Here is a 24,505-nt window from a genome sequence, read left to right as displayed (position 1 = left end):
GCCGCCGGGGATCCGACAGCGGATCCCCGGCGGCAGCGGAGGTCAGGCGCCGAGCGCCTCGCGCACCCGGCAGGCGGCGGCGCGGGCCAGCGGACCGAGCCGGTCGGCGCGACCGGCGGGCACCACGAGCTCGAGAGCCGCACCGGCGGCGACCGGCGACGCGACGGCGACCAGACCGCCGCCGACGTCGCGGCACACCAGCTGGGTACGGCGGGCGCGGTGCAGCTCGGCGTACAGCTGGGCGAGGTCGGCGCCGCTGACGCGGTCGTCGACCTCCTCCGGGGTCAGCGTGGCGAGCGCGGCGCGCCCCAGCGCGGAGCGCTCGGCCCGACGTCGGGTGCCGACGCGGCCCGCACCGTCGCCGCGGCCGGCGAGGAGCACCACGTCGCCGCCGTCCAGCCGGCCGAGGTGCACCGCTCCCCCGCAGCCGGCGAGTCGCGCGAGCTCCGGTGCGGCGACCTCCTGCAGGTCGGCCCGCGGCCGGCCGGGACGCCCCCAGGTCCGGCCACGCCGGCCGAGGAGGTAGCCGCCGTCGGTGTGCGTGAGCCAGTCCAGGCCGACGAGCTGGTCCAGGATCCGGTGCGCGGTCGAGCGCGGCAGCCCGGTCTGCACCGCGACCTGTCCCAGGGTGAGTCGCCGCTCGGGATCCTCGAACACGTCGAGGATGAGGGTCGCTCGCCCCAGCATCGTCGGCAGCATCTCCTGTGGTACCGCGGTCATGCGACCCCTCTCCTCACAGCACCAGTCCCGAAACTGGAACGCATTCTAGTTTTGCGCACAGTAGCGCCCCCGGGGATCGGGAGCCAGAGGTTCGCGCGGACCCGCGGGTCGCGCGACGTACTCAGCTGTTGGCGGCCGCCTTGTCCTGCTCGGCCTTCAGCATCAGGGCGATGTCGACGAGCTGGTCCTCCTGGCCGCCGATCAGCTTGCGCCGACCGGCCTCCAGCAGGATCTTCGCTCCGGAGACGCCGTACCGCTCCGCCGCGTTGCCGGCGTGCTTGAGGAACGACGAGTAGACGCCGGCGTAGCCCATCATCAGCGTCATCCGGTCGAGCTGGCACTCCTCGGGCATCGCCGGCTTGATGACGTCCTCGGACGCGTCGACGATGGTCAGGAAGTCGATGCCGGTCTTCCACCCGAGCTTGTCGCAGACACCGACGAACGCCTCCAGCGGCGTGTTGCCGGCGCCGGCGCCGAAGCGGCGCACCGACCCGTCGATCTGGGTCGCGCCGGCCCTGGCGGCGATGACCGTGTTGGAGACGCCGAGACCGAGGTTCTCGTGGCCGTGGAAGCCCACCGTGGCCTCGTGGCCGATCTCGGCCACCACGGCGGCGACCCTGTCGGCGGTCTGCTCCATGACGAGCGCACCGGCGGAGTCGACGACGTACACGCACTGGTTCCCGGCGTCGACCATGATCCGGGCCTGCTTGGCCAGCACCTCGGGCGGCTGGGTGTGGCTCATCATCAGGAAGCCGACCGTCTCCAGGCCGAGCTCGCGGGCCAGGCCGAAGTGCTGGATCGAGGTGTCGGCCTCGGTGCAGTGCGTCGCGATCCGGCAGATCTGGCCGCCGTTGTCCTGGGCGGCGCGGATGTCGTCCTTGGTGCCGACGCCGGGCAGCATCAGGAACGCGATCCTGGCCCGCTTCGCCGTCTCGGCCGCGATCCGGATGAGCTCCTGCTCCGGCGTCCGGGAGAAGCCGTAGTTGAACGACGAGCCGCCGAGGCCGTCGCCGTGGGTGACCTCGATGACCGGCACCCCGGACTCGTCGAGGGCCTCGACGATGTCGTGCACCTCGGTCGCGGTGAACTGGTGCCGCTTGTGGTGCGAGCCGTCGCGCAGGCAGGTGTCGGTGAGGCGGAGATCCAGCCCGCTGCCCGGGTCGGTCTGGGACCAGGTGCGGGTCAGGGTGTTCAGGTCGCTCATGTCAGGCCTTCCCGGCGAGGATCGATCGGGCGATGTTCTCCCCCACCTGCGCGGCGGCGGCGGTCATGATGTCGAGGTTGCCGGCGTACGGCGGCAGGTAGTCGCCGGCGCCCTCCACCTCGACGAAGATCGACACCTTCAGCTGCCCCTGGGTCGCGGCCGACGGCTCGTCGAGCTGCGGCTCCTGGAGCAGCCGGTAGCCGGGGACGTACTCCTGCACGGCCTTCTCCATCGCGACGACCGACTGCACGATCGCGTCGCGGTCGGCGTCCGGCGAGACCGCGCAGTAGATCGTGTCGCGCATGATCATCGGCGGCTCGGCGGGGTTGAGGATGATGATCGCCTTGCCGCGCTCGGCACCGCCGATCGTCTCCACGCCCGCCGCGGTGGTGCGGGTGAACTCGTCGATGTTGGCGCGGGTGCCGGGGCCGGCGGACATGCTCGAGACCGAGGCCACGATCTCGGCGTACGAGACCCCGCCGTACGTCGTGACGGCCCGCGAGACCGCGGCCACCATCGGGATGGTCGCCTGACCACCGCAGGTGATCATGTTGACGTTCATCGCGCCGACGTGCTCCTGGCCGTTGACCGGCGGGATCACGGCGGGCCCGACCGCCGCGGGGGTCAGGTCGACCGCCCGGATGCCGGCCTCCTCGTAGCGCGGGGCGTACTCGCGGTGCACGTACGCCGAGGTCGCCTCGAAGATCAGGTCGGGGAGCTGGTCCTGCTTGAGCAGCCAGTCGACGCCCTCGTGGGTCGACTCCAGCCCCTTCTCCCGCGCGAGCCGCAGGCCCTCGCTGGCGGGGTCGACGCCGATCATCCAGCGCGGTTCGACCACGTCGGAGCGGAGCAGCTTGTACATCAGGTCGGAGCCGATGTTCCCCGGCCCGACGATCGCTGCGGTCAGCTTTGCCATGTGCTCACTCCTCGAAAGTGACGCGGAGCGGCGCGAAGCCGCTGATGGTCGCCTCGACCCGGTCACCCGGGGCGAACGGCACGAACGGGCCGAGGGCCCCGGACAGGATCAGGTGGCCGGCGCGCAGCGGGTCGCCGAAGCGCCGGGCCTGCACGGCGAGCCAGCGCAGCGCCTCGAGCGGGTCGCCGAGGCAGGCGGCGCCGGTGCCCGACGAGCGCTCCTCGCCGTTGATGGTCAGCGACATGGTGACGTCGCGGGGTTCCAGCTCGTCGAGGGTGCGGCCGTCGCGGCCGACGACGAACAGCCCACTGGAGGCGTTGTCGGCGACGGTGTCGGTGAACCCGATGTCCCAGTCGGCGATCCGCGAGTCGACGATCTCCAGCGCGGGCAGCGCGACCTCGACGGCGCCCCGGACCGCATCGAGGGTCAGGTCGGCCTCGTCGGCGGGGTCGAGGTCGTGCGCCAGCACGAACGCCACCTCGCCCTCCACGCGCGGCTGCACGAGCGTGCGCATCGAGACGGGGCCGCCGCCGTCGGCCCCGGCACTGACGTCCATGTCGCTGAGCAGGTAGCCGAAGTCGGGCTGGTCGACCCCCAGCTGGCGCTGCACGGCCTCGGACGTCGCGCCGATCTTGCGGCCCACCACCGTGACGTCGCCGACCAGGCGGGCGCGCACCAGACCCTGCTGCACGGCGTACGCCGCCGGCAGGTCGTCGGTGCCGATGAGGTCGCGGACGGGTGGGCAGGGCACGCGGGTGGCCTGGGCCTCGGCCAGGCGCGTGACAGCGGCCTGGACCGCATCCTGATCGATCACGGGACCAGAGTAGAACCTGTTACAGTTTCGCGCTATGACGACCCCCCTGCCCGAGGCCGTCGACGTCGTCGTGGTCGGAGCCGGCGCTGCCGGGATGTCCGCCGCGCTCGCCGCCGCCAAGCACGGTCTCGACACCGTGCTCCTCGAGAAGAGCGCGTACTTCGGAGGCTCCACCGCCCGCAGCGGCGGCGGTGTCTGGATCCCCGGGAACTACGCCCTGAAGCAGGCGGGTCAGGACGACCCGCTGGAGAACTCCAAGCTCTACCTGGACTCGATCGTCGGCGACGTGGTCCCCAAGGTCCGCCGCGACACGTACGTCGACCGCGGCGCCGAGGTCATGGACTTCATCCGCGAGCACACGCCGGTCCGCTTCACCTGGGTGCCCGACTACGCCGACTACCACCCCGAGCAGCCGGGTGGCCGGCCGAAGGGACGCACCGTCGAGCCGATCCCGCTCGACGCGCGGTTCCTCGGCGACGAGCTCGACCGACTGCACCCGCCGTACACCAAGGCGCCGGCGAACATGATCGTCACGCAGGCCGACTTCCGGAAGATCAGCCTCGGCATGCGCACCCTGCGCGGCCCGATCACGATGGTCAAGGTGACGCTGCGCCGCATCCTCAGCGGGCTGCTGCGGCGACGGATGTACGCCATGGGCAACGCGATCGCGATCGGTCTCCGCCAGGGCCTGGCCGACGCCGGCGTCCCCGTGCACTACGAGACCGAGCTCGCCGACGTCGCCCTCGAGGACGGCCGGGTGGTGGGCGTCCGGGTCCGTCAGGGCGGCCAGGAGCACGTCGTCCGCGCGCGGCGCGGGGTCATCCTGGGCAGCGGCGGCTTCGAGCGCAACGGCGAGCTGCGGGAGAAGTACCTCCCCCAGCCCACCTCCGCCGAGTGGACGACCGGCTCGCAGTTCAACACCGGCGGCGGCCTCCTCGCGGGGATCACCGCGGGAGCGGAGACCGACCTGATGGACGACGGCTGGTGGGGGCCGACGATCCCGCTCCCCGGCCGGCCCTGGTTCTGCCTGGCCGAGCGCAACCTGCCCGGCTCGATCATCGTCAACCAGGTCGGCAAGCGCTACATGAACGAGGCGCTGCCGTACGTCGAGGCCGTGCACGCGATGTACGGCGGCGAGGCGACCGGCGTCGGCCACGTGCCGTCGTGGATGGTGATCGACCAGCGCTACCGCAACCGCTACGTCTTCGCCGGCCTGATGCCGCGCCAGCCCTTCCCGGGCCGTTGGTACAAGGAGGGCGTGGTGCGCAAGGCGGCAACCATCGAGGAGCTCGCGGCGGAGATCAGCGTGCCCGCCGAGACGCTGCGGGCCACCGTCGACCGCTTCAACGGCTACGCCCGCACCGGCGTCGACCAGGACTTCCACCGCGGCGAGAGCGCGTACGACAAGTACTACTCCGACCCCACGGTCAAGCCGAACCCGTCGCTGCACACCATCGACCAGGGACCGTTCTACGCCGTCAAGATCGTCCCCGGCGACCTCGGCACCAAGGGCGGCCTGGTCACCGACGAGCACGCCCGGGTGCTGCGTCCCGACGGCTCCACGATCCCGGGGCTGTACGCCGCCGGCAACGTGTCCTCCGCGGTCATGGGCCACACCTATCCCGGCCCCGGGGGGACCATCGGACCCGCCCTCGTCTTCGGCTATCTTGCCGCCGAGTCCATCGCGCAGGGAGGCGCCTGATGCCCATCGACCCCGACAAGGCCATCGGCGCCGACCTCGGCTCGACCGAGTTCTCGTGGTCCGAGAGCGACGTGCTGCTCTACCACCTGGCGATCGGCGCGAGCGACCTGTCGTACACGCTGGAGAGCGCCGGGCTGCAGGTGCTGCCCTCGTTCGGCGTGGTGGCCCCGACCTTCCACGCCAGCGACCCGCCGCCGCTCGACCTGCCCGGGTGCGACATCAACCTCGCGCAGGTGGTGCACGGGTCGCAGTCGATCAGCGTGACCGGCGCGATCCCGACCTCGGGCTCGGCCCGGGTCTCGACCCGGATCAGCGACGTCTGGGACAAGGGCAAGGCCGCGGTGATCTGGCAGGAGGGCGTCGCCACCTCCCCCGACGGCGAGGAGCTGTGGACCACCCGCTCGTCGATCTTCGTCCGGGGCGAGGGCGGCTGGGGCGGGGACCGCGGGACGTCCGAGCCCGTCGTGCTTCCCGAGCGCGCGGCCGATGCGGACACGACGTACGACGTGCTGCCGCAGCAGGCGCTGCTCTACCGGCTCTGCGGGGACCGCAACCCGCTGCACGCCGACCCGGAGTTCGCGCGGGGCGCCGGCTTCCCGGCGCCAATCCTGCACGGTCTGTGCTCCTACGGCATCGTGCTGCGCACCCTCACCGAGCAGCTCCTCGACGGCGACGCGAGTGCCGTCGCGGGCTTCGGGGTGAAGTTCGCGGGCGTGGTGTTCCCTGGCGAGACGATCCGGGTGCGCGGCTGGCGCGAGGACGGCCGGATCCTCGGCTCGGCCACCGTCGCGGGCGGCGAGCGCGACGGCGCGCCCGTGCTCGGCGACGTGGTGCTGACGACGGCCTGAGTGCCCGTCGGACCTAGTCCGGCACCCGGCCCAGCACGTAGAGCCGCTGCGTGGTCTCGCCGCGGTCGGCGACGGGGCCGCGCAGGTACCACTCGACGTCGACCAGGCCCGCCGCCTCGACGAGCGCGACGATCGTGGCCGGGTCGTTACGCACGAAGTCGAGCGGCGGGACCTCCTCGTCGAACCAGCTGGTCACCCGGGTGACCTCGTCGCCGGCCTGCATCGCCAGCACCAGCCAACCGCCCGCGTCGATCGGGCGCAGCAGCGCCATCAGCGCGGCGGGCAGCTCGGACTCGGCCAGGTGGATGAGGGAGTACCACGCGAGCACCGCCCGCCAGCCCGGCGCGGTCTCGGGACGCATCAGCCGACGCAGGTCGCCGACGTCGTACCGCACTCCGGGGTGCCGTCGCCGCGCCTGCTCGACCATCTCCGGCGTCAGGTCGATCCCCCGCGCGTCGGCACCTCGCGCGGCGAGGTGGGCGGTCACGTGCCCCGGCCCGCTCCCGACCTCCACGACCGGTCCGCCGTCGGCGTGCGCGGCCACCCGGTCCAGGAGCCACCGCTCAAGCGGCAGCGCGTCGAGCTCGTCGGACAGCCGGTCGGCGTACGTCTCGGAGACGGCGGCGTACGTCGCCCGCACCCGGTCGTCCCGGGCGTCGGCTCCGTCGGCGACCGGCGACTCGCGGTCGACGGACGGCGCCCTCGTCGCGGCCCCGGCCGGAGTGGCCACCTCGCCCAGCAGGTGCACCCAGCGGGGGTCGTGCTGGCCGGGCTGGCGGGGCAGCACCTGGACGAGGCCGCGCTCCGCCATCACCGCGAGGCAGCCCTCGACGGCGCCGCGGTCGGCGAACGGGTGCAGCCGCTCGGTGCGCGTGCGCAGCTCGCCGGGCGTGTTCGGCCCCCGGAGCAGCAGCACGGTCAGCAGCGCGCGCTCCTCGTCGCCGAGGCCGAGCGCCTCGTCGAGCACCTGGTGGTACTTCAGCGTCCGGCGACCGGTGTCGGACCAGACGATCCGCAGCAGCCCCTTCTCCTTCAACCGGCGGCCGGCCTGCTCGACCGTCCGCTCGTCGTACTCGACGACGGGCTCGCGGCTGCTGGTCTGGTTGCACGCCGTACGGAGCCCGCTCAGGGAGAGGGGGTACGACGCGGGCACGGTCCGCTGCTTCTCGAGCAGCGCGCCGAGCACCCGCTGCTCCTCGGCGTCCAGGACGGGGAGGTCGTCGCTCACGGCGGTCAGCCTAGCGATGGCCCCCGGGTGGTCGAGCGGTCAGGCGGCCAGGAGAGCCAGCGACGCGAGGGAGACGAGCCAGCTGACGAAGCTGCCCACCAGGAAGTACTCGGTGACCGCATGGATCCCCGGCCCCCGTGGCTGCTCCCGGCGCGTGGCCTGGAGCTCGGGAAAGCGGAGCAGTCCCTTGGCGGCGATCACGATGCCGGCGGCGGTCACCTCGCCGGCCAGGCCGAGCCCGAGGATGATCAGCCGCTCCATCGGGCCGAGGAGCCGTCCACCCTTCAGCGCCGGCTCCGGCGCGTCGCGCCCCATCCGGACCGGGTTGGAGGTGCCACTGGCCGCCAGCACGAGTCGCACCACGACGTTGCCCGTCGAGAGCTGGACGAGGACGGCACCCGCCAGCAGGAGCGCGCGGTCCGGGTCGAGATCGGCCAACGCGTCCAGTCCGGCGCTCCCGAGCCAGTCGCCGAGGAGTCCGCCGGCCGCGGGAGCGGCGCCGGACGCGATCACGGCGGCACCCAGCGCGACGCCCAGGACGGTCAGCGGCAGCGCGGGCGGACCGGAACCGAAGGCGTAGCTGACGCTCCGCCCCCAGACGACGACGATCCCGGCCACGACAGCGACCGAGGCGAGCTCCACCGCCGAGGTCAGCCCGGCGACCGGCCCGAGGGCGAGCACGGACATCGCGCCGGCCAGCTCGGCGATCCGCGGGCGCCGCAGCAGGGAGCAGACGAGATCGGAGATGCCCAGGCCGATCAGCAGCAGCCCGAGCCAGCTCACTCCAGGTCCTCCAACCACCCCGTCGTCTGCAGCACCACCCCGATGCCGTCGCGTCGCACCCGCTGGGACACCGCCGACTCGGACAGGCCGAGCTCCGCGGCGATCTCTCGTTGGGTGCGTCCGGTCAGCAGACCACGCAGCACCGACAGTGACCGCTCGTCGAGGCCTCCCACGAGCTCGTCCCGCGCGAGCAGCGCCGACCGGAGAGCCACCGGCATACCGAGCCGAAGATCCTCGTCCTCCTCGGCGTCCCGGTACGCCGTCCTCGCCCCGCGCGTGGCGGGCCGGCCGGCGAGGTCGTGGACCGCGTCGATCGCCGCGCGCGCCGCCCACCAGCCGGGACCGTCCTGGACGCCCGTCCGAGGGTCGAGGATGCGGACCTCGCCGCGCCCGATCCCGTGGCGGACATCGTGCTCCGGAAGCAGGGCGACCCGCAGCGCGAGCACCGCGGCCGTCGCGGCGCCGATGCTCGGCAGCGCGCCCTGGTACTCGTCGCCGACGGTGATCCGCAGGTCGGCGTCCCAGCGCCGGTTCACCTCGGCGAGCGCCGTACTCAGCAGGTCGTGCAGCCGCGACCGGTCCCCCGACCTTCGCGATCCGACCACGTCACCGATGACGACGACCGGCTCGGGCTTCACCTCCGCCATATGAAGAGCATAGCTTCATTCTGTCAAACTGAAGGCATTTCCTTCATTCGCGGATCGAGCAGCTCCGAGGCCGCGCGCAAGTTCTGCCGACTCGGCGCGCAACTTCTGCCGACTCGGCGGTCAGTCCTCGGAGATGTCGAGGAGGACCTTGCCGACCGCGCCGGACTCCACGGCGTCGTGGGCGGCGGCGAGCTCGTCGAGCGGGAAGTGGTGGAGCGGGACGCCGGCGTCCTCGCCGACGCGGAGGGCGCCGTTGGAGACGGCGGCGTTGACGTCGACGGTGGCGGCCTCGAGCAGGTCGGCGCCGAGGGTGTAGAGCAGCAGGCCCTGCAGTCGCAGGTTCTTCGCGAAGGTGCCGCGGACCGGCACGGTCGCCTCGGCACCGCCGTTGTCGGCGTAGTAGGCGATCGTCCCGCGGTTGCGCAGCACCTCGGCGTCGAGCGCGACGTTCTGGGCCAGGGCGACCTCGACGACGAGGTCGACGCCCTCGGGACACAGGGCACGGATCTCGGCCGCGGCGTCGGCGACCCGGTAGTTCACCGTCTGGTGCGCTCCGGCGGCCACCGCCAGCGCGGCCTTCTCGTCGCTGCTGATCGTCGTCAGCACGGTCGCGCCGGCCCAGCGGGCGAGCTGGATCGCCGCGTTGCCGACCGCCCCCGCTCCCCCCGCGACCAGGACCGTCATCCCCGACATCGCGCCCGGTGAGAGCCGGGTGACGTCCTCGCCGGCGGTCAGGGCGCGGTGCGCCGTCACGGCGGGCACGCCGAGCGATGCACCGAGGTCGTACGACGCCCCGACGGGCAGGTGCACGACCCGCTCGACCGGCTGGACGGTGTACTCGGCCGCGGTCCCCAGCCAGCGGCCGGACTGGGCCAGCACCAGCCAGACCCGGTCCCCTTCGGCGAAGCCCGCGACGTCCGGGCCGACCGCGTCGATGACGCCCGAGCCGTCCTGGCCGGGCGCGACCTCGTCGTACGTGCCGTTCATCCCGTTCGCCCGGAACTTCCAGTCGGTCGGGTTCACCCCGCCGCGCACCATCCGCACCCGGACCTCCCCGGGACCCGGCTCCGGCAGGTCCCGGTCGACCACCCGCAGTACGCTGGAGGGGCCGGGCTCGCTGTACGTCACCGCACGCATGTTCGTGTTCGCCTCTTTCGGTTCCGGGATACGCCGTCCCTCCGAGTGACCAACCGGAGGAGCTCCCATGCTCGCACCGGCGATCCGGCCGGCGCCGGTCGGGCTCAGAGCGCCGAGGCCATCCCCGCGCACGCCCGCAGCCACTGCCGCCGGGTGCCCGCCGACAGCTGGTCGTAGGGCACCACCGAGCCGGAGACCAGCGCCGGGTCGTACGGCACCCGGTAGACCGCCCGGGTGCGCTGCTCGTAGACGTCGACCAGGTCCCGGGCGAGCTTGTCGTCGACCTGGTCCGAGGGGTCGGAGAGCACGGTCACGGTCTTGTACTTCAGGTTCTGGTAGCCCGCGTCCTGCAGGGCGTCCAGCATCCACAGCCCGCTGTAGCCGGTGTCCTCGCGGATCGTGCTGGTGACCACCAGCAGGTCGGCGGCGTCGGCGGCGGCCAGCCAGTTCTCCGCTCGCATGTTGTTCCCGGTGTCGACGAGGACGAGACGGTAGAACCGCTCCAGCAGCCGGTGCACGGCGTTGAAGTCGTCGGCGTGGATCATGCCGGTCACGTCGGGCCGCTCGTCGGAGGCCAGGACGTCGAAGTGCGCGTCGCCCTGCGAGCGCACGAAGGCCCCGAGGTCGCCGATCCGGGACTGGTAGACGTCGTTGAACCGACCGAGGTCCTCCAGCAGCTCCCGGGTCGTGTTGCGGTGCGTGCTCCGGGTGCCCCGGATCCCGAGCGTCCCCCGCGTCTCGTTGTTGTCCCAGGCGACGACCCCGCCGCCGCGGACCGTGCCGAACGTGAAGCCCGCGGCGAGCACGCTCGTCGTCTTCGCCGCCCCGCCCTTGGGGTTGATGAACGCGATGGTGCGCGGTCCCTCGAAGTCTCGCTGGATGGTGCGCCGGTCCTGGACGTGCTCCAGCTCCTCGGCCCCCATCCGCGGCTTCACCAGGCCGCCCGACCAGCGCCGCGCGCGGCCCCGCCAGCCCCAGGTCGCGGGGCCGGGGTCGGCGTCGCCGGCGCGCCGGTCGAGGAAGTCGGTCGCGGTCATGAACCGCCGCGGGTCCTCGGCATCCTCGTCCTCCGCGGCCGGAGGAGCCGCCGCGGGCGGGCTCGCGGGCGGCGGGTACGCCGGCGGGGGCGGCACCGCCGTCGGGCGGTCCGGGGGCGCCTGGCCGGCGGCGTACGCCGCGAGGTCCTCGGGGGTGTAGAGACGGTCGTTGGTGTCGGCGAGATCCGGTGCGGGCCGTCCCCAGGCCGGGTCGTGGGGCTGCTGGGTCATCGGCGTGGGCTCCGTCCGGGTGCTGGTGCTGCGCTCACCCTTGCCCGCTCCGGGCGTCCCTCACACGTCGCCGAGGTCGTCCAGCGCGGACTCGATGGTGCGGTGGAAGGTGGGGTAGGCGAAGTGCATCCCCTTCAAGGTGGCGACCGGGACCTCCGCGTGCACGGCGGTCGCGAGCAGTCCGATCACCTCGCCGCCGGCCGGGCTCGCCACGCACGCCCCGACGAGGATCCCGCGGTCGGCGTCGGCGACGACCTTCACGATGCCGTCGCTTCCAGCCTGGTGGATCCAGCCCCGGCTCGACTCCGGGATGTCGGCGTGCCCGGTCACGACGTTGAGGCCGGCCTCGCGCGCCTGCCGCTCGGTCATCCCGACGACGGCCACCTCGGGGTCGGTGAAGGTGACCCAGCTCAGCGCCCGGTAGTCCGCCACCGCCCCGTCCCGGCCCAGGATGTCGCGGACCACCCGCTCACCCTGGTACATGGAGACGTGGGTGAACTGGCCCTTGCCGGTGATGTCGCCGACCGCCCAGAGCCGCTCGCCCGCCCGCAGGTGCTCGTCCACCTCGACGACCCTCGCCTGCGGGTCGAGGCCCACCGTCTCCAGCCCCAGGTCCGCGAGGTTGGTACGCCGCCCCGCGGCGACCAGCAGCTGCTCGGCGTCGATGGTGCGCCCGTCGACCTCGACGTGGAAGGTCCCGTCGTGGCTGACCCGGGAGATGTTCGCCCCGGTGACGACCTCGATCCCCTCGCGTTCGAAGACCTCGGCGATCACGGCGGAGGCCTCGGGCTCGGCCGGGCCGAGGAGCCGGTCAGCCGCCTCCAGCACGGTCACTCGCACCCCGAACCGGCTGAACGCCTGGGCCAGCTCCGCGCCGATCGGGCCGCCGCCGATCACGACCAGGCTGGCGGGCAGCTCGGTCAGCCGCATCACCTCGCGGTTGGTCCAGTACGGCGTGCCGGCCAGACCGTCGATCGGCAGCGTGGCCGGCTCGGTGCCCGCGTTGAGGACGACGCCTCGAGCGGCGACGTACGTCGTGCCGTCGACGGTGACCCGGCCGGTGCCGTCGAGTCGGCCGTGGCCGCGGACGATCTCGACGCCCGCCTCCTCCAGACGCGTCGTGTGCGACTCGTCGTTCCAGTGGTTCGTGGCCTGCTTGTCGATCCGGGTCGCGACCAGGGTCCAGTCGGGCACGACCCGCACCTCGCCGGCGAGGGTGACCGCGCGCCGGGCCTCGGCCAGCGAGTCCGCCGCCCGGATCATCATCTTCGAGGGGATGCAGCCGTAGAAGGGGCACTCGCCGCCCACCAGGGCTCGCTCGACGCCGACCACCCGCAGCCCCGCCTCGGCCAGCTTCTGGGCGGCGTACTCCCCACCGGGTCCGAGTCCGACGACGACGACGTCCACCTGCTTCTCAGCCATGGCAGAGACTCTAGGGTCAGCGCGCGAGGTGGCGTGCGCGGGCGAAGCAGAACAGCCCGAAGCAGCCGATCCCGATGGCGATCGCGCCGACCAGGAACGGCCCGAACGGCTGGTCGAGCACCTCGTAGAGCGCCTGGTCGAGCCCGCCGGACTTGTCGGCCTCGTGGGTGACGCCCGCGTAGACGAACAGGGCGCCGACGATGCCGACGGCGATGCCCTTGGCGACGTACCCGATCTTGCCGAAGAGCAGGTACGCCGACCCGGTGCTCCCGCTCTTGCCCTCGGCGTCGAGCTCCTTCGCGAACTTCTCGGTCCACGCCTTCACGATCTCGTAGCCGCCGTAGGCGATGATGCCGACGCCGACCGCGACGACGAGGGCCTGCCCCCCGGGCAGGTCCATGAGCTTCGCGGTCCAGGTGTCGGTGCCGTCACCGCTCCCCCCACCGGAGCCGGTCGCGACCCGGACCGCGCTCACGCCGAGGGCGCCGTACAGCACGGCCTTGCCGGCGGCGCTGACCGAGCGGTCGACGACCGCCTCGAGCACGCGCCAGATCACGAGCAGGAACAGGCCGATCGCGACCAGCCAGACCAGCGCCTTGCCGAAGGGCTGCTCGGCGAGCTGGTGGAGCGCGCCCGAACTCGACGGCGAGCCCTCGCGGTCACCGAAGGCCAGCTGCAGGGCCAGCCAGGCGATCAGCAGGTGGACGATGCCGTAGGCGACCAGTCCGGCGCGGACCGCGTGATCCATCCATTCGCTGTGGTGGGCCTGGCGGCCGGCCCGCTCGGCCTGGTGCGTGATGTCCATGCCCGGACAGGTACCCGGATGAGCGGCTCTTCGCTACAGGGAGGCCTTGTTTCGCTGCAGGTTGCCGAGGACGCCGTTGACGAACTGCGGCGAGTCGTCGGTCGACAGGTCGCGCACCAGCGCCATCGCCTCGCTGACGGCGACCGCGTCGGGCACGTCGTCGGCGTAGAGCAGCTCCCAGAGGCCAAGGCGCAGCACGTTGCGGTCGACGGCGGGCATCCGGGCCAGCGTCCAACCCTCGGAGTACGCCGTCAGCAGCTCGTCCAGCCGGGCCTGCTGCTCGACGACGCCGCGGACCAGGACGGCGGTGTACTCGTTGGTCGGTCCCTCGTCGTCGGCGATCGCGCGCTCCAGCGCGTCGACCGCCGACTCACCCCGCAGGTCCGAGGCGAAGAGGATGTCCAGCGCCCGCTTGCGGGCCTTGGAACGGGCGCTCACTAGCTCTTGACCCGCCCGAGGTACGACGAGTCGCGGGTGTCGACCTTGACCTTCTCGCCCTGGTTCACGAAGAGCGGGACCTGGATCTCGTGGCCGGTCTCCAGCGTGGCGGGCTTGGTGCGGCCGGTGGCCGAGTCGCCGGCGAGGCCCGGCTCGGTGAAGGTGATCTCGAGCTCGACCGACGCGGGGAGCTCGACGAACAGGACGCGGCCCTCGTTGGTGGCCACGATGGCCTCCTGGTTCTCCAGGAGGAAGTTGGCGCCGTCGCCGAGGATCTCCGGAGCGACCTCGAGCTGCTCGTAGGTGCCGGTGTCCATGAAGACGAAGCTGGTGCCGTCGTTGTAGAGGTACTGCATGGTGCGACGGTCGACCGTGGCGGTCTCGACCTTGGTGCCGGCGTTGAAGGTCTTGTCGACGTTCTTGCCCGACTCGACGTTGCGGAGCTTGGTGCGCACGAACGCCGGGCCCTTGCCGGGCTTGACGTGCTGGAACTCGGTCACGGCCCAGAGCTGACCGTCGATGTTGAGAACCATGCCGTTCTTCAGGTCGTTCGTCGTTGCCATGCGCGCGTGTCAGCCTTCGGGTCAGGTGGCGGGGACGTCGCCGGCGCGGTGCGTGGGCGACAGCCGATGATTCTAGCGTCGGGGCGGCTCGGCGGACGAAATGGCCACCAGCGCCCTCCGGTAGCCGTCGATGCCGTGGCCGGCGATCACCTCGACCGCGTGCGGCGTCACCACGGACGTGTGCCGGAACTCCTCGGGTCGCTGGTGCGGGTCGGAGATGTGCACCTCCACGAGCGGGCCGGTCAGCTGGGCGCACGCGTCGAAGATCGCGTACGAGTAGTGCGTCCACGCGGCGGCGTTCAGCACGACCGCGTCGCCGTCGTCGGCGGCGTCGTTGAGCCAGTCGAGCAGGACGCCCTCGTGGTTGGTCTGGCGGACCTCGACCTCCAGGCCGAGCTCGCGGCCCCACGCGACACACTGCTCGGCGAGCTCGGCGTGGGTGGTGTGGCCGTAGATCTCCGGCTGCCGGCGCCCGAGGCGGCCGAGGTTGGGGCCGTTGAGCACCAGGACCCTCATGCGGCACCGCCGGCGGCGAGCGCGGCGTACGACGCGCGCAGGTCGTCCTCGGAGGGGCCGGCGAGCACCTGAGGCCGGGCGAGTGCGCCGAGCACGACGAAGCGCAGCTGCGAGCCGCGGGACTTCTTGTCCACCTTCATGGTGGCGTGCAGGTCCTCGAACGAGGCGGCGTCGTACGACGTCGGAAGTCCGACCCGGCCGAACGCGGAGCGGTGCCGCTCGGCCAGCGCCTCGTCGATCAGGCCGGCGCGACGGGCCAGCTCGGCCACGAAGACGCAACCGATCGCGACGGCCTCGCCGTGCCGGATCCCGTAGTCCTCGGCCCGCTCGATCGCGTGGGCCAGGGTGTGGCCGTAGTTGAGGGCCTCGCGCCCCGGGTGGCCGTCGCAGCCTCCGGTCTCCTTGAGGTCCTCGACCACGACGTCGATCTTCACCCGGATCGCGCGCTCGACCAGCTCGCGCAGGACCGGGGAGTCGGCGGTGAGCGCGTCGGGCTCGGTCCCCTCGACGAGGTCGAGGATCACCGGGTCGGCGATGAAGCCGCACTTGATGACCTCGCCGAGCCCGGCGACGAGCTCCTCGCGGGGCAGGGTGCGCAGGGTGGCCAGGTCGCAGAGCACCCCGGCCGGCTCGTGGAACGCACCGACCAGGTTCTTGCCGGCGCCGGTGTTGATGCCGGTCTTGCCGCCGACCGCGGCGTCGACCATGCCGAGCAGCGTGGTCGGGACGTGCACGACGCGGACCCCGCGCAACCAGGATGCGGCCACGAAGCCGCCCAGGTCGGTGGTGGCGCCGCCGCCGACGGTGACGACGGCGTCGGAGCGGGTGAAGCCCCTCTCCCCCAGCGCCTCCCAGCAGTCGTTCGCGACCGAGGCGGTCTTGGTGTCCTCGCCGTCCGGCAGGCCGAGCGCGAGGACGTCGTAGTGGTCGACCAGCGCGGCCAGGATCTTGTCCGCGAGGTGGCCCAGGGTGCCGGCGTACAGGAGGGCGACGCGCTGGACGTCGGGGCCGAGGATGCCGGGCAGCCGGCCGGCCAGGTCGTGCCCGACGACGACGTCGTACGGCGCCGCGCCGCCGACGTGCAGGACGGTGCTCTCGCTCGTGCTCCCGCTCATCGCAGGGCCTCCTCGATCTCGCGGGCCACGTCCGCGGGGTCCTTGCCGTCGGTGTCGACGACCTGGGTGGCGACCTGCTCGTAGATCGGCGTGCGCTCGTCGAGCAGGGTCTTGACCCGGGAGCGGACGTTCCCGAGCAGCAGCGGACGGCCCACGCCGAGCCCGACCCGCTTGACGGCGTCGGAGAGGCCGACCCGCAGGAAGACCACGCGGTGCCCGACGAGCAGCTCGCGGGTGCCGGGGTCGAGGACGGCACCCCCGCCGAGGGCCAGCACGCCGTCGTGCTCCGCGAGGGCGGTGGCCACCGCCGCCCGCTCGAGCGCGCGGAAGTGCTCCTCGCCGTCGTCGACGAAGATCTCGCTGATCGGCTTGCCCGCCGTCGCCTCGACGTCGTGGTCGGTGTCGCGCACCCCCACGCCCCAGGTCTCCCCGAGCAGCTCGGCCACCGTGGTCTTCCCGGCACCCATCGGGCCGACCAGGACGACCCGCGGACTCGTGGCCGGGCTCACCTGAAGCGGAGGTTGTCGAGGTAGGACTCGGCGTTGCGTCGGGTCTCGCCCACGGAGTCGCCGCCGAACTTCTCGGTGACGGCGTCGGCGAGCACCAGCGCGACCATCGCCTCGGCGACGATGCCGGCGGCGGGAACGGCGCAGACGTCGGAGCGCTGGTGGTGGGCCACCGCCTCCTCACCGGTCGCGACGTCCACGGTGCGCAGCGCCCGCGGCACGGTGGCGATCGGCTTCATCGCGGCGCGCACGCGCATGACCTCGCCGGTGGTCATCCCGCCCTCGATGCCGCCGGAGCGGCCGCTGACGCGGCGGATCCCGTCGGGCGTGGGGACGATCTCGTCGTGGGCGAGCGAGCCCGGGGTGGCCGCGAGCTCGAAGCCGTCGCCGACCTCGACGCCCTTGATCGCCTGGATGCCCATCAGGGCGCCGGCCAGGCGCGAGTCGAGGCGCCGGTCCCAGTGCACGTGGGACCCGAGCCCCGGCGGGAGTCCGTGCACGACGACCTCGACGACGCCGCCGAGGGTGTCGCCGTCGTCGTGGGCCTGGTCGATCCGCTCGACCATCTGCTTGCTGGCGTCGGCGTCGAGGCAGCGCACCGGGTCGGCGTCGAGGCGCGCGACGTCGTCGGCCTCGGGCAGCACGCCGGCCGGGGCGCGGACGCCGCCGAGCTCGATCACGTGGGAGACGATGCGGGCACCGAGCGCCTGCTCGAGGAAGTTGCTCGCCACCCGGCCGAGCGCGACCCGGGCGGCCGTCTCGCGGGCCGAGGCGCGCTCGAGGATCGGGCGGGCCTCCTCGAAGTCGTACTTCTGCATGCCCGCGAGGTCGGCGTGGCCCGGGCGCGGGCGGGTGAGGGCCGCGTTGCGGCCCGTGGTCTTCAGCAGCGACGGGTCGACGGGGTCGGCCGACATGACCGTCTCCCACTTCGGCCACTCGGTGTTCCCCACCTGGATGGCGACCGGGCCGCCCTGCGTGACGCCGTGGCGCACGCCGCCGGTGATCGTGACCTCGTCCTGCTCGAACTTCATCCGGGCGCCGCGGCCGTAGCCGAGGCGTCGCCGGGACAGGGACTCCTGGACGTCCTCGCTCGTCACCCGGACGTGGGCCGGGAGCCCCTCGAGGATCGCGACCAGGGACGGGCCGTGGGACTCGCCCGCGGTGAGCCAACGCAGCATGGCCCCAGTCTTTCACGACCGCGCCGGCGACCGACGCCGGTCAGGCCAGCGCGAGACCGGAGAGCAGGGCCGGCCCGACGAGCACCCCGAGCAGCGCGCCGCCGATCATCGCCGGCCCGAAGGGGTACGCCGTCCGCAGCAGCGACCGGTCGCGCCGCACGATCGCCAGCAGCAGGCCGGGCAGCGCGAAGACGATGAAGCCGGCGTACATGCCGATCGCGAACTCCGCCCAGCCCAGGTACGCGAGCGCGAAGCCGAGCAGCGCGGCGAGCCGGACGTCGCCGAAGCCCATCCCGGCCGAGTGCAGGAACCACAGCAGCCAGTAGAAGGACCGGGCCACCACCAGTCCGATCGCCGCCCGCAGCAGGTCCTCGTGGTCCCCGGTCACCAGCGCCTCGACGACCGCCAGCAGCACGAGCACGCCCGTCGCGGGCAGGACGACCACCCGCGGCAGCAGGCGGGTGCGCAGGTCGACGACGGCCAGCGCGAGGCACACCGGCACCAGGAACAGCAGCCCGACCAGCGCCGGGTCCCCGCCGACGGCGTACCCGAGCAGCCCACCGGCGACGCCGCCCAGGAGCGCGGTCCGCACGGCCAGACCGGGCCGCGCGGCGACCTCGGCGTACGGGACCTTCTCCCCGTCCTCGGGATCCCGATCCTCGACCGGCTCGGGGATCCGCGCGATGACGGAGGGCACCAGGGCGCCGAGCAGGAGACCGAGGAGGGTCGCGACGACGGCCGCGGCCGCGGGACTCATCCCGCCGACCGCTCCGCCAGCGCGCGCTCGCCCGCCGCGCGCATCTGCTCCAGCGGCGCCGCGACGTCCGTGAACATCGTGAACTGGAGCGCCGCCTGGTGGACCAGGAGGTCCAGTCCCCCGACCAGCGGACGACCGTCGGCCGCGGCCGCCAACGGCGTCGGCCACGGGTCGTAGAGCGCCTCGAAGAGGACGGCCGCGTCGCCGCACCGGGCGACCAGGTCGTCGGTCTGGGCGGCCGCCGGGACCGTCGAGACCACGACCTCGCCGACCACCGGGTCGGCGGCCAGCGAGCCGACCTCGACCCGCGGGCCGCTCGGGTGGGCCGCGATCACGGCCACCGACTCGGCCGCGCGCTCGGGCGAGCGAGCCAGCAGGGTGACGCTGCGGGCCCCCAGCTCGACGAGTGCGAGACCGGACGAGGCCGCCGTGGCACCGGCGCCGAGCACCGTCGCCGCGGTGACCGGGCCGTCGTACCGCTCGCGGACCGCGGCGACGGCGCCCGGGAGGTCGGTGTTGTCGGCGAGCCGTCCCTCCGGGCCGATCACCAGGGTGTTGGCCGCACCCACGAGCCGCGCGCGCTCGGTGACCTCGGTGGCGGCCCCGAGCACCTCACGCTTCAGCGGAGCGGTGACGGACAGCCCGCGCCACTGCTGGTCCAGCGACTCCACGAACGCACCGAACCCGCCCGCCGGCACCCGCACCGCGTCGTACGACCAGTCGGCGAGGCCGACGGCGGCGTATCCGGCGCGGTGCAGGGCGGGCGAGAGCGAGTGGGCGATCGGGTCGCCCAGGACGGCGCACCTCATCGCGCTCAGCAGGCACCTTCCGACTCGTTCGCGCAGTACGCCCGCAGCTCGTTCTTGTAGGTCTGGAACTGCTCGGGCGTCTCGGCGAACTTCGTCTCGCCCGTCGCCAGGTTGACCGTGACGTAGTAGTACCAGTCGCCGTCGGCCGGGTGGGCCGCCGCCGCGATCGCCGCGTCGCCGGGCGCCTCGATCGGCCCCGGGGGCAGGCCGACGACCTGGTAGGTGTTGTACGGCGAGTCGATCTCCAGGTCCGCGGTGGTCGGGACGGCGCCCAGCGTGTTGCCGGCGGCGTAGTTGACCGTCGCGTCGATCTGCAGCTTGCCGATCGTGCCGGCCGTGCCCGGGTTCTCGATCCGGTTGTAGATGACCCGCGAGATCTTCGGCATGTCGTCGCCGCGGCCCTCCGCCTCGATCAGGCTGGCGATCGTCATCAGCTCGTGCGGGGTGTAGCCGAGCCGCTCGGCCGACGCCTCGAGGTCGGCGCTCTCGGCCGCCTGCGACCACCGGTCGACCATCTTGCGCAGCATGTCGACGGGCTGGTCCTCCGGCCCGAAGGCGTACGTCGCCGGGAACAGGTAGCCCTCCGCGTTGCCGTCGGCGTACTCCGGCAGCCCGAGCTCCTCGGGGTTCTCCAGCGCCCGGTTGAAGGCGCGCTCCGGGAAGTCGGTGCCCTCGGCGAGGGCCTTGACCACCTCGGTGAGGCGCAGGCCCTCGCGGATGGTGACCGTGCTGGTGACGAGGTTGGCGGGGTCCACCAGCTGCGCGACGGCGTCCGCGGAGGCCATCTCCTTCTGCAGCTCGTAGTAGCCCACCTGGATGCCACCGGCCTGCGGGTTGCCGTTGACGGCACCGATGCAGGCGTCGACCGAGGCGACGACGCCCTCGGCCTCGAGGTTGCGGCAGATCGCCGAGCCGTTCTCGCCCTCGGCCACCTGGAAGGTGACGCTGCCGCGGCCCGGACCGGGGTAGTCCTCGGGGTCGGCGAAGGTCTCGTTGAGCTTGTCGAGGCCGGCGGTCACGCCGACGTAGAGCAGACCGGCGATCACGGCGAACGCGACCAGCACGGCCAGGCACCCCGAGAGGCCGCGGCCCCTCTTCTTCTTCGCCCGCCGGGCCCCGCCGTTGGTCGGGACCGGGCGGGCGGGACGCTCCTCCTCGACCACCCGGGGCAGGATCCCCGAGTCGTCGGTGGTTCCGGGCTCGTACTCGTCGCTCATCGCGTCTCCTCGACGATCTCACCCGGCGCGGTCCCGGTCGCGCGCTCGGTGTCCAGTGCGTGCTGAAGGATCAGCACCGCCGCGGCCTGGTCGACCACGGAACGCCGGTCGGACCCCTTCCGGCCACGATCGCGCAGCATAGCCTCCGCGGACACGGTGGTGAGCCGCTCGTCGACCAGCCGCACCGGCACCGGTGCCACCGACCGGGCGAGCCGGGAGGCGAACTCGCGGGTCTTGACGGCGGCGGGTCCCTCGCGGCCGGACAGCGACCGGGGCAGCCCCAGGACGACCTCGACCGCCTCGTGCTCGGTCACGATCGCCGCGACCCGGCCGAGGTCGCCGCGGCCGCGGCGTACGGTCTCGACGGGGGTGGCGAGGAAGCCCGAGGGGTCGCTGCGCGCCACGCCGATCCGAGCGTCGCCCGGGTCGATGCCGATCCGTACGCCGGTCCGCAACCCGATCAGGCCTGCCCGGTCGCTCGCGCGACCTCCGCGTGCACGGCCGCCAGCGCCTCGTCGAGCCGCGACGCGTCGGTGCCACCGCCCTGCGCGACGTCGGCCTTGCCGCCGCCCTTGCCACCGACGAACGGACCGACCGCGCGGACCAGGTCGTTGGCGGAGAGACCCAGGTCGCGCGCCGACTCGGTCGTCGCTGCAACGACGGACACCTTGCCGTCGGCGGCACCGATGACCACGACGACGCCCGGCGCGCCCGCGGGCAGCTTGGAGCGGACGTCCATCGCGAGCGTGCGGACGTCACCGCCGCCCGCGCCGTCGACGCGGTGCGCCACGACGTGGACCCCGCCGACGACGCTCGCCCCGGCCGCCAGCTGCGCACCACCGGCGAGCAGCTGCGACAGCCGGGCCTTCTCGATCTCCTTCTCGGCGGCGCGCAGCCGCTCGACCAGGTCGGACACCCGCCCGACGAGGTCGTCGGGCTGCGTCTTCAGCAGACCGGTGAGCTGGCCGACGACGTCACGCTCGCGGGCGAGGTAGCGGAAGCCCTCGACGCCGGTGAACGCCTCGAGGCGCCGGTTGCCGGAGCCGACCGAGGACTCCCCCGTCACCACGATCGTGCCGATCTGGGAGGAGTGGTCGACGTGGGTGCCGCCGCACAGCTCGCGCGACCACGGGCCGCCGATCTCCACGACCCGCACCTTCGAGTCGTCGTACGTCTCCCCGAAGAGCGCGATCGCGCCCCAGTCCTTGGCCTCGGGCAGCGTCATGTACTGCCAGCCGACCGGCAGGTCGGCGCGCAGGGCGTTGTTCGAGACGTCCTCGATGTCGTGCAGCTGGCCCGGGGTCAGGCCCTGGGTCCAGCCGAAGTCGAGACGCAGGTAGCCGGGCCGGTTGTAGGAGCCGGACTGCAGCGCCGTGGGGCCGAGCACCTCGCGGAGCGCGGCGTGCACGACGTGGGTGCCGGAGTGCGCCTGCCGGGCGCCCGTGCGCCACTCCGGGTCGACCTGGGCGTGCAGCGTGCCACCCGGGGTGAACTCGCCGTCGACCACGCGGACCTGGTGGACCACGAGCCCACGGACCGGCCGCTGGACGTCGAGCACCTCCAGCCGGCCGCCGTCGAACTCGATGACGCCCGCGTCCGCGGCCTGGCCGCCGGACTCGGCGTAGAACGGTGTGCGGTCGAGGACCAGCTCGCCGACCTCACCGGCACCCAGGGTGCCGACCGGCGCGCCCTGCTGGAGCAGCGCCAGGGTGCGGGACTCGGTCTGCAGGGTCTCGTAGGCGAGCCAGTCGGTCGGGCCGTGCTCGTCGAGCACCGCGCGGTAGACGCCGGTGTCGGCGTGCTGGCCCTTCTTGGCCCGCGCGTCGTCCTTGGCCCGCTGGCGCTGCTCGGCCATCAGGGCGCGGAAGCCCTCCTCGTCGACGCTCAGCCCGGCCTCGGAAGCCATCTCCAGGGTCAGGTCGATCGGGAAGCCGTAGGTGTCGTGCAGGGCGAACGCCTTGTCCCCCGTCAGCCGGGTCGAGCCCGCCTTCTTCACCTCGGTCGCGGCCAGGTCGAAGATCTGGGTGCCCGCCTGGAGGGTCTTGCGGAACGTCTCCTCCTCGGCGTACGCCACCCGGGCGATCCGCTCCCAGTCGGTGCGCAGGTCGGTGTACGTCTCGGCCATCTTGTCGCGCGAGACCGGCATCAGCTCGGGCAGCGCGGGGTCGCCGTACCCGAGCAGGCGCATGGAGCGCACCGCGCGGCGCAGCAGCCGGCGCAGGACGTACCCGCGGGCCTCGTTGCCGGGCATGACGCCGTCGCCGATCAGCATCATCGAGCTGCGCACGTGGTCGGCGACGACGCGGAAGCGGACGTCGTCCTCGTGGTTCGCGCCGTACTTCTTGCCGGTGAGGGCCATGGCCTTCTCGATGACCGGGAACATCACGTCGGTCTCGTACATGTTGTCCTTGCCCTGGAGCAGGTACGCGACCCGCTCCAGGCCCATGCCGGTGTCGATGTTCTTCTTCGGCAACTCGCCGGCGATGTCGAAGTCGGACTTGCTGCGCACGGCGGACAGCTCGTCCTGCATGAAGACGAGGTTCCAGAACTCCAGGTAGCGGTCACCCGCGTCCCAGTCACCGTCGGCGCCGTACGCCGGCCCACGGTCGATCAGCAGCTCCGAGCACGGACCACCCGGCCCGGGCACGCCCATGGACCAGTAGTTCTCCTTGGGAGGCAGCCGCACGATCCGGTCGTCGGGCAGACCGGTGACCTTCTTCCACAGCGTGACGGCCTCGTCGTCCCCGTCCAGCACGGACGGGTAGAGGACCGACTCGTCCAGGCCGAAGCCGCCGTCGGCCTGGGACCTGGTGACCAGCTCCCAGGCGAGCTCGATGGCGCCCTCCTTGAAGTAGTCGCCGAAGGAGAAGTTGCCGCACATCTCGAAGAACGTGCCGTGCCGGGTGGTCTTGCCGACGTCCTCGATGTCGGGCGTCCGCACGCACTTCTGCACGCTGGTCGCCCGGGTGTACGGCGGGGTCTCCTGGCCGAGGAAGTACGGCTTGAACGGCACCATGCCCGCGTTGACGAACAGCAGGTTCGGGTCGTCGAGGAGCAGCGACGCGGACGGTACGGGGGTGTGGCCGGCGCGCTCGAAGTGAGCGACGAACCTCCGTCGGATCTCCGCGGTGTCCATCAGTGGGTGCCTTCCTGCTCGGTGCTGCTGATCTCGTTGATCGTGGGAGTGGACGGAGCCTCGAGCTCCGGGGTGGTGGCGGGGACGAGCCCGAGCCGCGCACGCAGGTCGACCTCGGCCTCGGCCTTGCCCTGGGCGACCTCGTCGCGCAGCAGCCGGGCACCGTGGGTCAGGGCGCTCCAGCGGTCCTGGAGCCCCTCGGCGGTGAGGGACTCGGCGGCACGGCGTCCGCGGATCATCGCGTAGACCCCGGCCCCGGCCCCGGCGACGAACCAGAGGCCGCGGTTCATGCTGCGCTGCCCTCCTGGGCGCGCTGGTGGTCGGCCCACAGGCGCTTGGCCTCACGTAGGTCGGCCTTGCGCTGCTTGCGGGCCCGCTTCAGCTCCTGGCGCATCTCGAAGCGGATCCGGTTGCGGGTCGCCGGCGCCAGGGCGCGTCGTACGCCGTGGGCGAGGGAGGCGGCGTGCACCACGCTCTCGCGGACCACGAGGTCGGCGAAGAGCCGGCCCTCGACCATCGGCGCGGGCTGCCGCTCGACCGGCTCCTCCTCGCCGAGCTTCGTGATGACGTACTCGCGCTCGCTCGGTACCGGCGTGGCGGTGTCCCGCTCCAGCCGGTCGAGACGCTCGCGCAGCTCGGCGGACTCGGCCCGGACCGTGGCCACCGCCTGCTCGGCCCGGGAGCGGACGCGCAGCAGCGCCACGGCGAGCCCGAGCGCCACCAGCGCAAGGAGCACCGCGGCGGCGGGCGCGATCCAGTCCGTCATGACAGTCGAG

At 73.0% G+C, this 24,505-nt stretch carries 26 protein-coding genes; 2 read left to right on the top strand and 24 right to left on the bottom strand.

Going from position 1 to position 24,505, the window contains the following annotated elements:
- Nucleotides 1–42: 42 nt before the first annotated feature.
- The 4 genes from VMF51_RS04970 to VMF51_RS04955 all read right to left on the bottom strand — a co-directional run bounded on the left by VMF51_RS04970 (nucleotide 43) and on the right by VMF51_RS04955 (nucleotide 3,654).
- On the bottom strand, nucleotides 43–720 hold the full coding sequence (locus VMF51_RS04970) for an IclR family transcriptional regulator (RefSeq protein WP_325473297.1): 678 nt from the start codon (nucleotides 718–720) through the stop codon (nucleotides 43–45).
- Between the two features lie 121 nt (nucleotides 721–841).
- A complete protein-coding gene (dmpG, locus tag VMF51_RS04965; protein ID WP_325473296.1) occupies nucleotides 842–1,924 on the bottom strand; it encodes a 4-hydroxy-2-oxovalerate aldolase in 1,083 nt (360 codons plus the stop codon).
- 1 nt (nucleotide 1,925) lies between these two features.
- Nucleotides 1,926–2,840, bottom strand: a complete 915-nt coding sequence (locus VMF51_RS04960; protein ID WP_325473295.1) for an acetaldehyde dehydrogenase (acetylating) — start codon at nucleotides 2,838–2,840, stop codon at nucleotides 1,926–1,928.
- A gap of 4 nt (nucleotides 2,841–2,844) precedes the next feature.
- The gene (locus VMF51_RS04955; RefSeq protein WP_325473294.1) at nucleotides 2,845–3,654 is read right to left on the bottom strand and encodes a 2-keto-4-pentenoate hydratase; all 810 of its coding nucleotides are present in this window, start codon (nucleotides 3,652–3,654) and stop codon (nucleotides 2,845–2,847) included.
- A gap of 34 nt (nucleotides 3,655–3,688) precedes the next feature.
- On the opposite strand from VMF51_RS04955, the gene kstD reads away from it, so the two are divergent.
- Together kstD and VMF51_RS04945 are read left to right on the top strand one after the other, a co-directional pair.
- Nucleotides 3,689–5,356 (top strand): 3-oxosteroid 1-dehydrogenase, encoded by a 1,668-nt coding sequence (gene kstD, locus VMF51_RS04950; protein WP_325473293.1) that lies wholly within the window; start codon nucleotides 3,689–3,691, stop codon nucleotides 5,354–5,356.
- A complete protein-coding gene (locus VMF51_RS04945) occupies nucleotides 5,356–6,204 on the top strand; it encodes a MaoC family dehydratase (RefSeq protein ID WP_325473292.1) in 849 nt (282 codons plus the stop codon). Before kstD ends, VMF51_RS04945 begins: the two co-directional genes overlap by 1 nt.
- A gap of 13 nt (nucleotides 6,205–6,217) precedes the next feature.
- Here the strand turns inward: VMF51_RS04945 and VMF51_RS04940 are convergent, their stop codons facing one another.
- The 20 genes from VMF51_RS04940 to VMF51_RS04845 form a co-directional block, all read right to left on the bottom strand.
- The gene (locus tag VMF51_RS04940) at nucleotides 6,218–7,432 is read right to left on the bottom strand and encodes a DUF480 domain-containing protein (protein ID WP_325473291.1); all 1,215 of its coding nucleotides are present in this window, start codon (nucleotides 7,430–7,432) and stop codon (nucleotides 6,218–6,220) included.
- A gap of 39 nt (nucleotides 7,433–7,471) precedes the next feature.
- Nucleotides 7,472–8,215 carry a hypothetical protein gene (locus tag VMF51_RS04935; protein ID WP_325473290.1) on the bottom strand — a complete coding sequence of 248 codons (744 nt, stop codon included), beginning with the start codon at nucleotides 8,213–8,215 and terminating at the stop codon, nucleotides 7,472–7,474.
- Complete coding sequence (locus VMF51_RS04930; protein ID WP_325473289.1) at nucleotides 8,212–8,862, bottom strand: SatD family protein; 651 nt, start codon at nucleotides 8,860–8,862, stop codon at nucleotides 8,212–8,214. Before VMF51_RS04930 ends, VMF51_RS04935 begins: the two co-directional genes overlap by 4 nt.
- Nucleotides 8,863–8,982: 120 nt before the next feature.
- Nucleotides 8,983–9,999, bottom strand: coding sequence for an NADPH:quinone reductase (locus tag VMF51_RS04925; protein ID WP_325473288.1), 1,017 nt, complete (start codon nucleotides 9,997–9,999; stop codon nucleotides 8,983–8,985).
- A 104-nt stretch (nucleotides 10,000–10,103) separates the two neighbouring features.
- On the bottom strand, nucleotides 10,104–11,267 hold the full coding sequence (locus tag VMF51_RS04920; protein ID WP_325473287.1) for a hypothetical protein: 1,164 nt from the start codon (nucleotides 11,265–11,267) through the stop codon (nucleotides 10,104–10,106).
- Nucleotides 11,268–11,327: 60 nt separating this feature from the next.
- Nucleotides 11,328–12,689, bottom strand: a complete 1,362-nt coding sequence (locus tag VMF51_RS04915; protein WP_325473286.1) for an NAD(P)/FAD-dependent oxidoreductase — start codon at nucleotides 12,687–12,689, stop codon at nucleotides 11,328–11,330.
- Between the two features lie 16 nt (nucleotides 12,690–12,705).
- Nucleotides 12,706–13,494 carry a DUF1206 domain-containing protein gene (locus VMF51_RS04910; protein WP_325473285.1) on the bottom strand — a complete coding sequence of 263 codons (789 nt, stop codon included), beginning with the start codon at nucleotides 13,492–13,494 and terminating at the stop codon, nucleotides 12,706–12,708.
- Nucleotides 13,495–13,527: 33 nt separating this feature from the next.
- Nucleotides 13,528–13,932, bottom strand: coding sequence for a transcription antitermination factor NusB (gene nusB / locus VMF51_RS04905; protein WP_325473284.1), 405 nt, complete (start codon nucleotides 13,930–13,932; stop codon nucleotides 13,528–13,530).
- On the bottom strand, nucleotides 13,932–14,495 hold the full coding sequence (gene efp, locus VMF51_RS04900) for an elongation factor P (RefSeq protein ID WP_325473283.1): 564 nt from the start codon (nucleotides 14,493–14,495) through the stop codon (nucleotides 13,932–13,934). Before efp ends, nusB begins: the two co-directional genes overlap by 1 nt.
- A gap of 72 nt (nucleotides 14,496–14,567) precedes the next feature.
- Entirely contained in the window at nucleotides 14,568–15,011 is a 444-nt protein-coding gene (locus VMF51_RS04895; protein WP_325473282.1) for a type II 3-dehydroquinate dehydratase, read from the bottom strand.
- Nucleotides 15,008–16,126, bottom strand: coding sequence for a 3-dehydroquinate synthase (aroB, locus tag VMF51_RS04890; protein ID WP_325473281.1), 1,119 nt, complete (start codon nucleotides 16,124–16,126; stop codon nucleotides 15,008–15,010). Before aroB ends, VMF51_RS04895 begins: the two co-directional genes overlap by 4 nt.
- On the bottom strand, nucleotides 16,123–16,593 hold the full coding sequence (locus VMF51_RS04885) for a shikimate kinase (protein WP_414689442.1): 471 nt from the start codon (nucleotides 16,591–16,593) through the stop codon (nucleotides 16,123–16,125). Before VMF51_RS04885 ends, aroB begins: the two co-directional genes overlap by 4 nt.
- A 38-nt stretch (nucleotides 16,594–16,631) precedes the next feature.
- Complete coding sequence (gene aroC / locus VMF51_RS04880) at nucleotides 16,632–17,810, bottom strand: chorismate synthase (protein ID WP_325473279.1); 1,179 nt, start codon at nucleotides 17,808–17,810, stop codon at nucleotides 16,632–16,634.
- 40 nt (nucleotides 17,811–17,850) lie between these two features.
- On the bottom strand, nucleotides 17,851–18,567 hold the full coding sequence (locus VMF51_RS04875; RefSeq protein ID WP_325473278.1) for an A24 family peptidase: 717 nt from the start codon (nucleotides 18,565–18,567) through the stop codon (nucleotides 17,851–17,853).
- Complete coding sequence (locus VMF51_RS04870; RefSeq protein WP_325473277.1) at nucleotides 18,564–19,376, bottom strand: shikimate dehydrogenase; 813 nt, start codon at nucleotides 19,374–19,376, stop codon at nucleotides 18,564–18,566. The genes VMF51_RS04875 and VMF51_RS04870 overlap by 4 nt, the downstream gene beginning before the upstream one ends.
- Nucleotides 19,377–19,381: 5 nt before the next feature.
- Nucleotides 19,382–20,593 carry an endolytic transglycosylase MltG gene (gene mltG, locus VMF51_RS04865; protein WP_325473276.1) on the bottom strand — a complete coding sequence of 404 codons (1,212 nt, stop codon included), beginning with the start codon at nucleotides 20,591–20,593 and terminating at the stop codon, nucleotides 19,382–19,384.
- On the bottom strand, nucleotides 20,590–21,048 hold the full coding sequence (gene ruvX / locus VMF51_RS04860; protein WP_325473275.1) for a Holliday junction resolvase RuvX: 459 nt from the start codon (nucleotides 21,046–21,048) through the stop codon (nucleotides 20,590–20,592). The genes mltG and ruvX overlap by 4 nt, the downstream gene beginning before the upstream one ends.
- Before the next feature lie 5 nt (nucleotides 21,049–21,053).
- Nucleotides 21,054–23,729, bottom strand: a complete 2,676-nt coding sequence (alaS, locus tag VMF51_RS04855) for an alanine--tRNA ligase (protein ID WP_325473274.1) — start codon at nucleotides 23,727–23,729, stop codon at nucleotides 21,054–21,056.
- Nucleotides 23,729–24,019, bottom strand: coding sequence for a DUF6167 family protein (locus tag VMF51_RS04850; protein ID WP_325473273.1), 291 nt, complete (start codon nucleotides 24,017–24,019; stop codon nucleotides 23,729–23,731). Before VMF51_RS04850 ends, alaS begins: the two co-directional genes overlap by 1 nt.
- On the bottom strand, nucleotides 24,016–24,495 hold the full coding sequence (locus tag VMF51_RS04845) for a hypothetical protein (protein WP_325473272.1): 480 nt from the start codon (nucleotides 24,493–24,495) through the stop codon (nucleotides 24,016–24,018). The genes VMF51_RS04850 and VMF51_RS04845 overlap by 4 nt, the downstream gene beginning before the upstream one ends.
- Between the last annotated feature and the right edge of the window lie 10 nt (nucleotides 24,496–24,505).

This window comes from Nocardioides sp., assembly GCF_035503875.1.
In the GTDB taxonomy this organism is placed as follows: domain Bacteria; phylum Actinomycetota; class Actinomycetes; order Propionibacteriales; family Nocardioidaceae; genus Nocardioides.
Note: the sequence above shows the minus strand (reverse complement) of the source record. Positions and strands in the feature narration are given on the sequence as shown.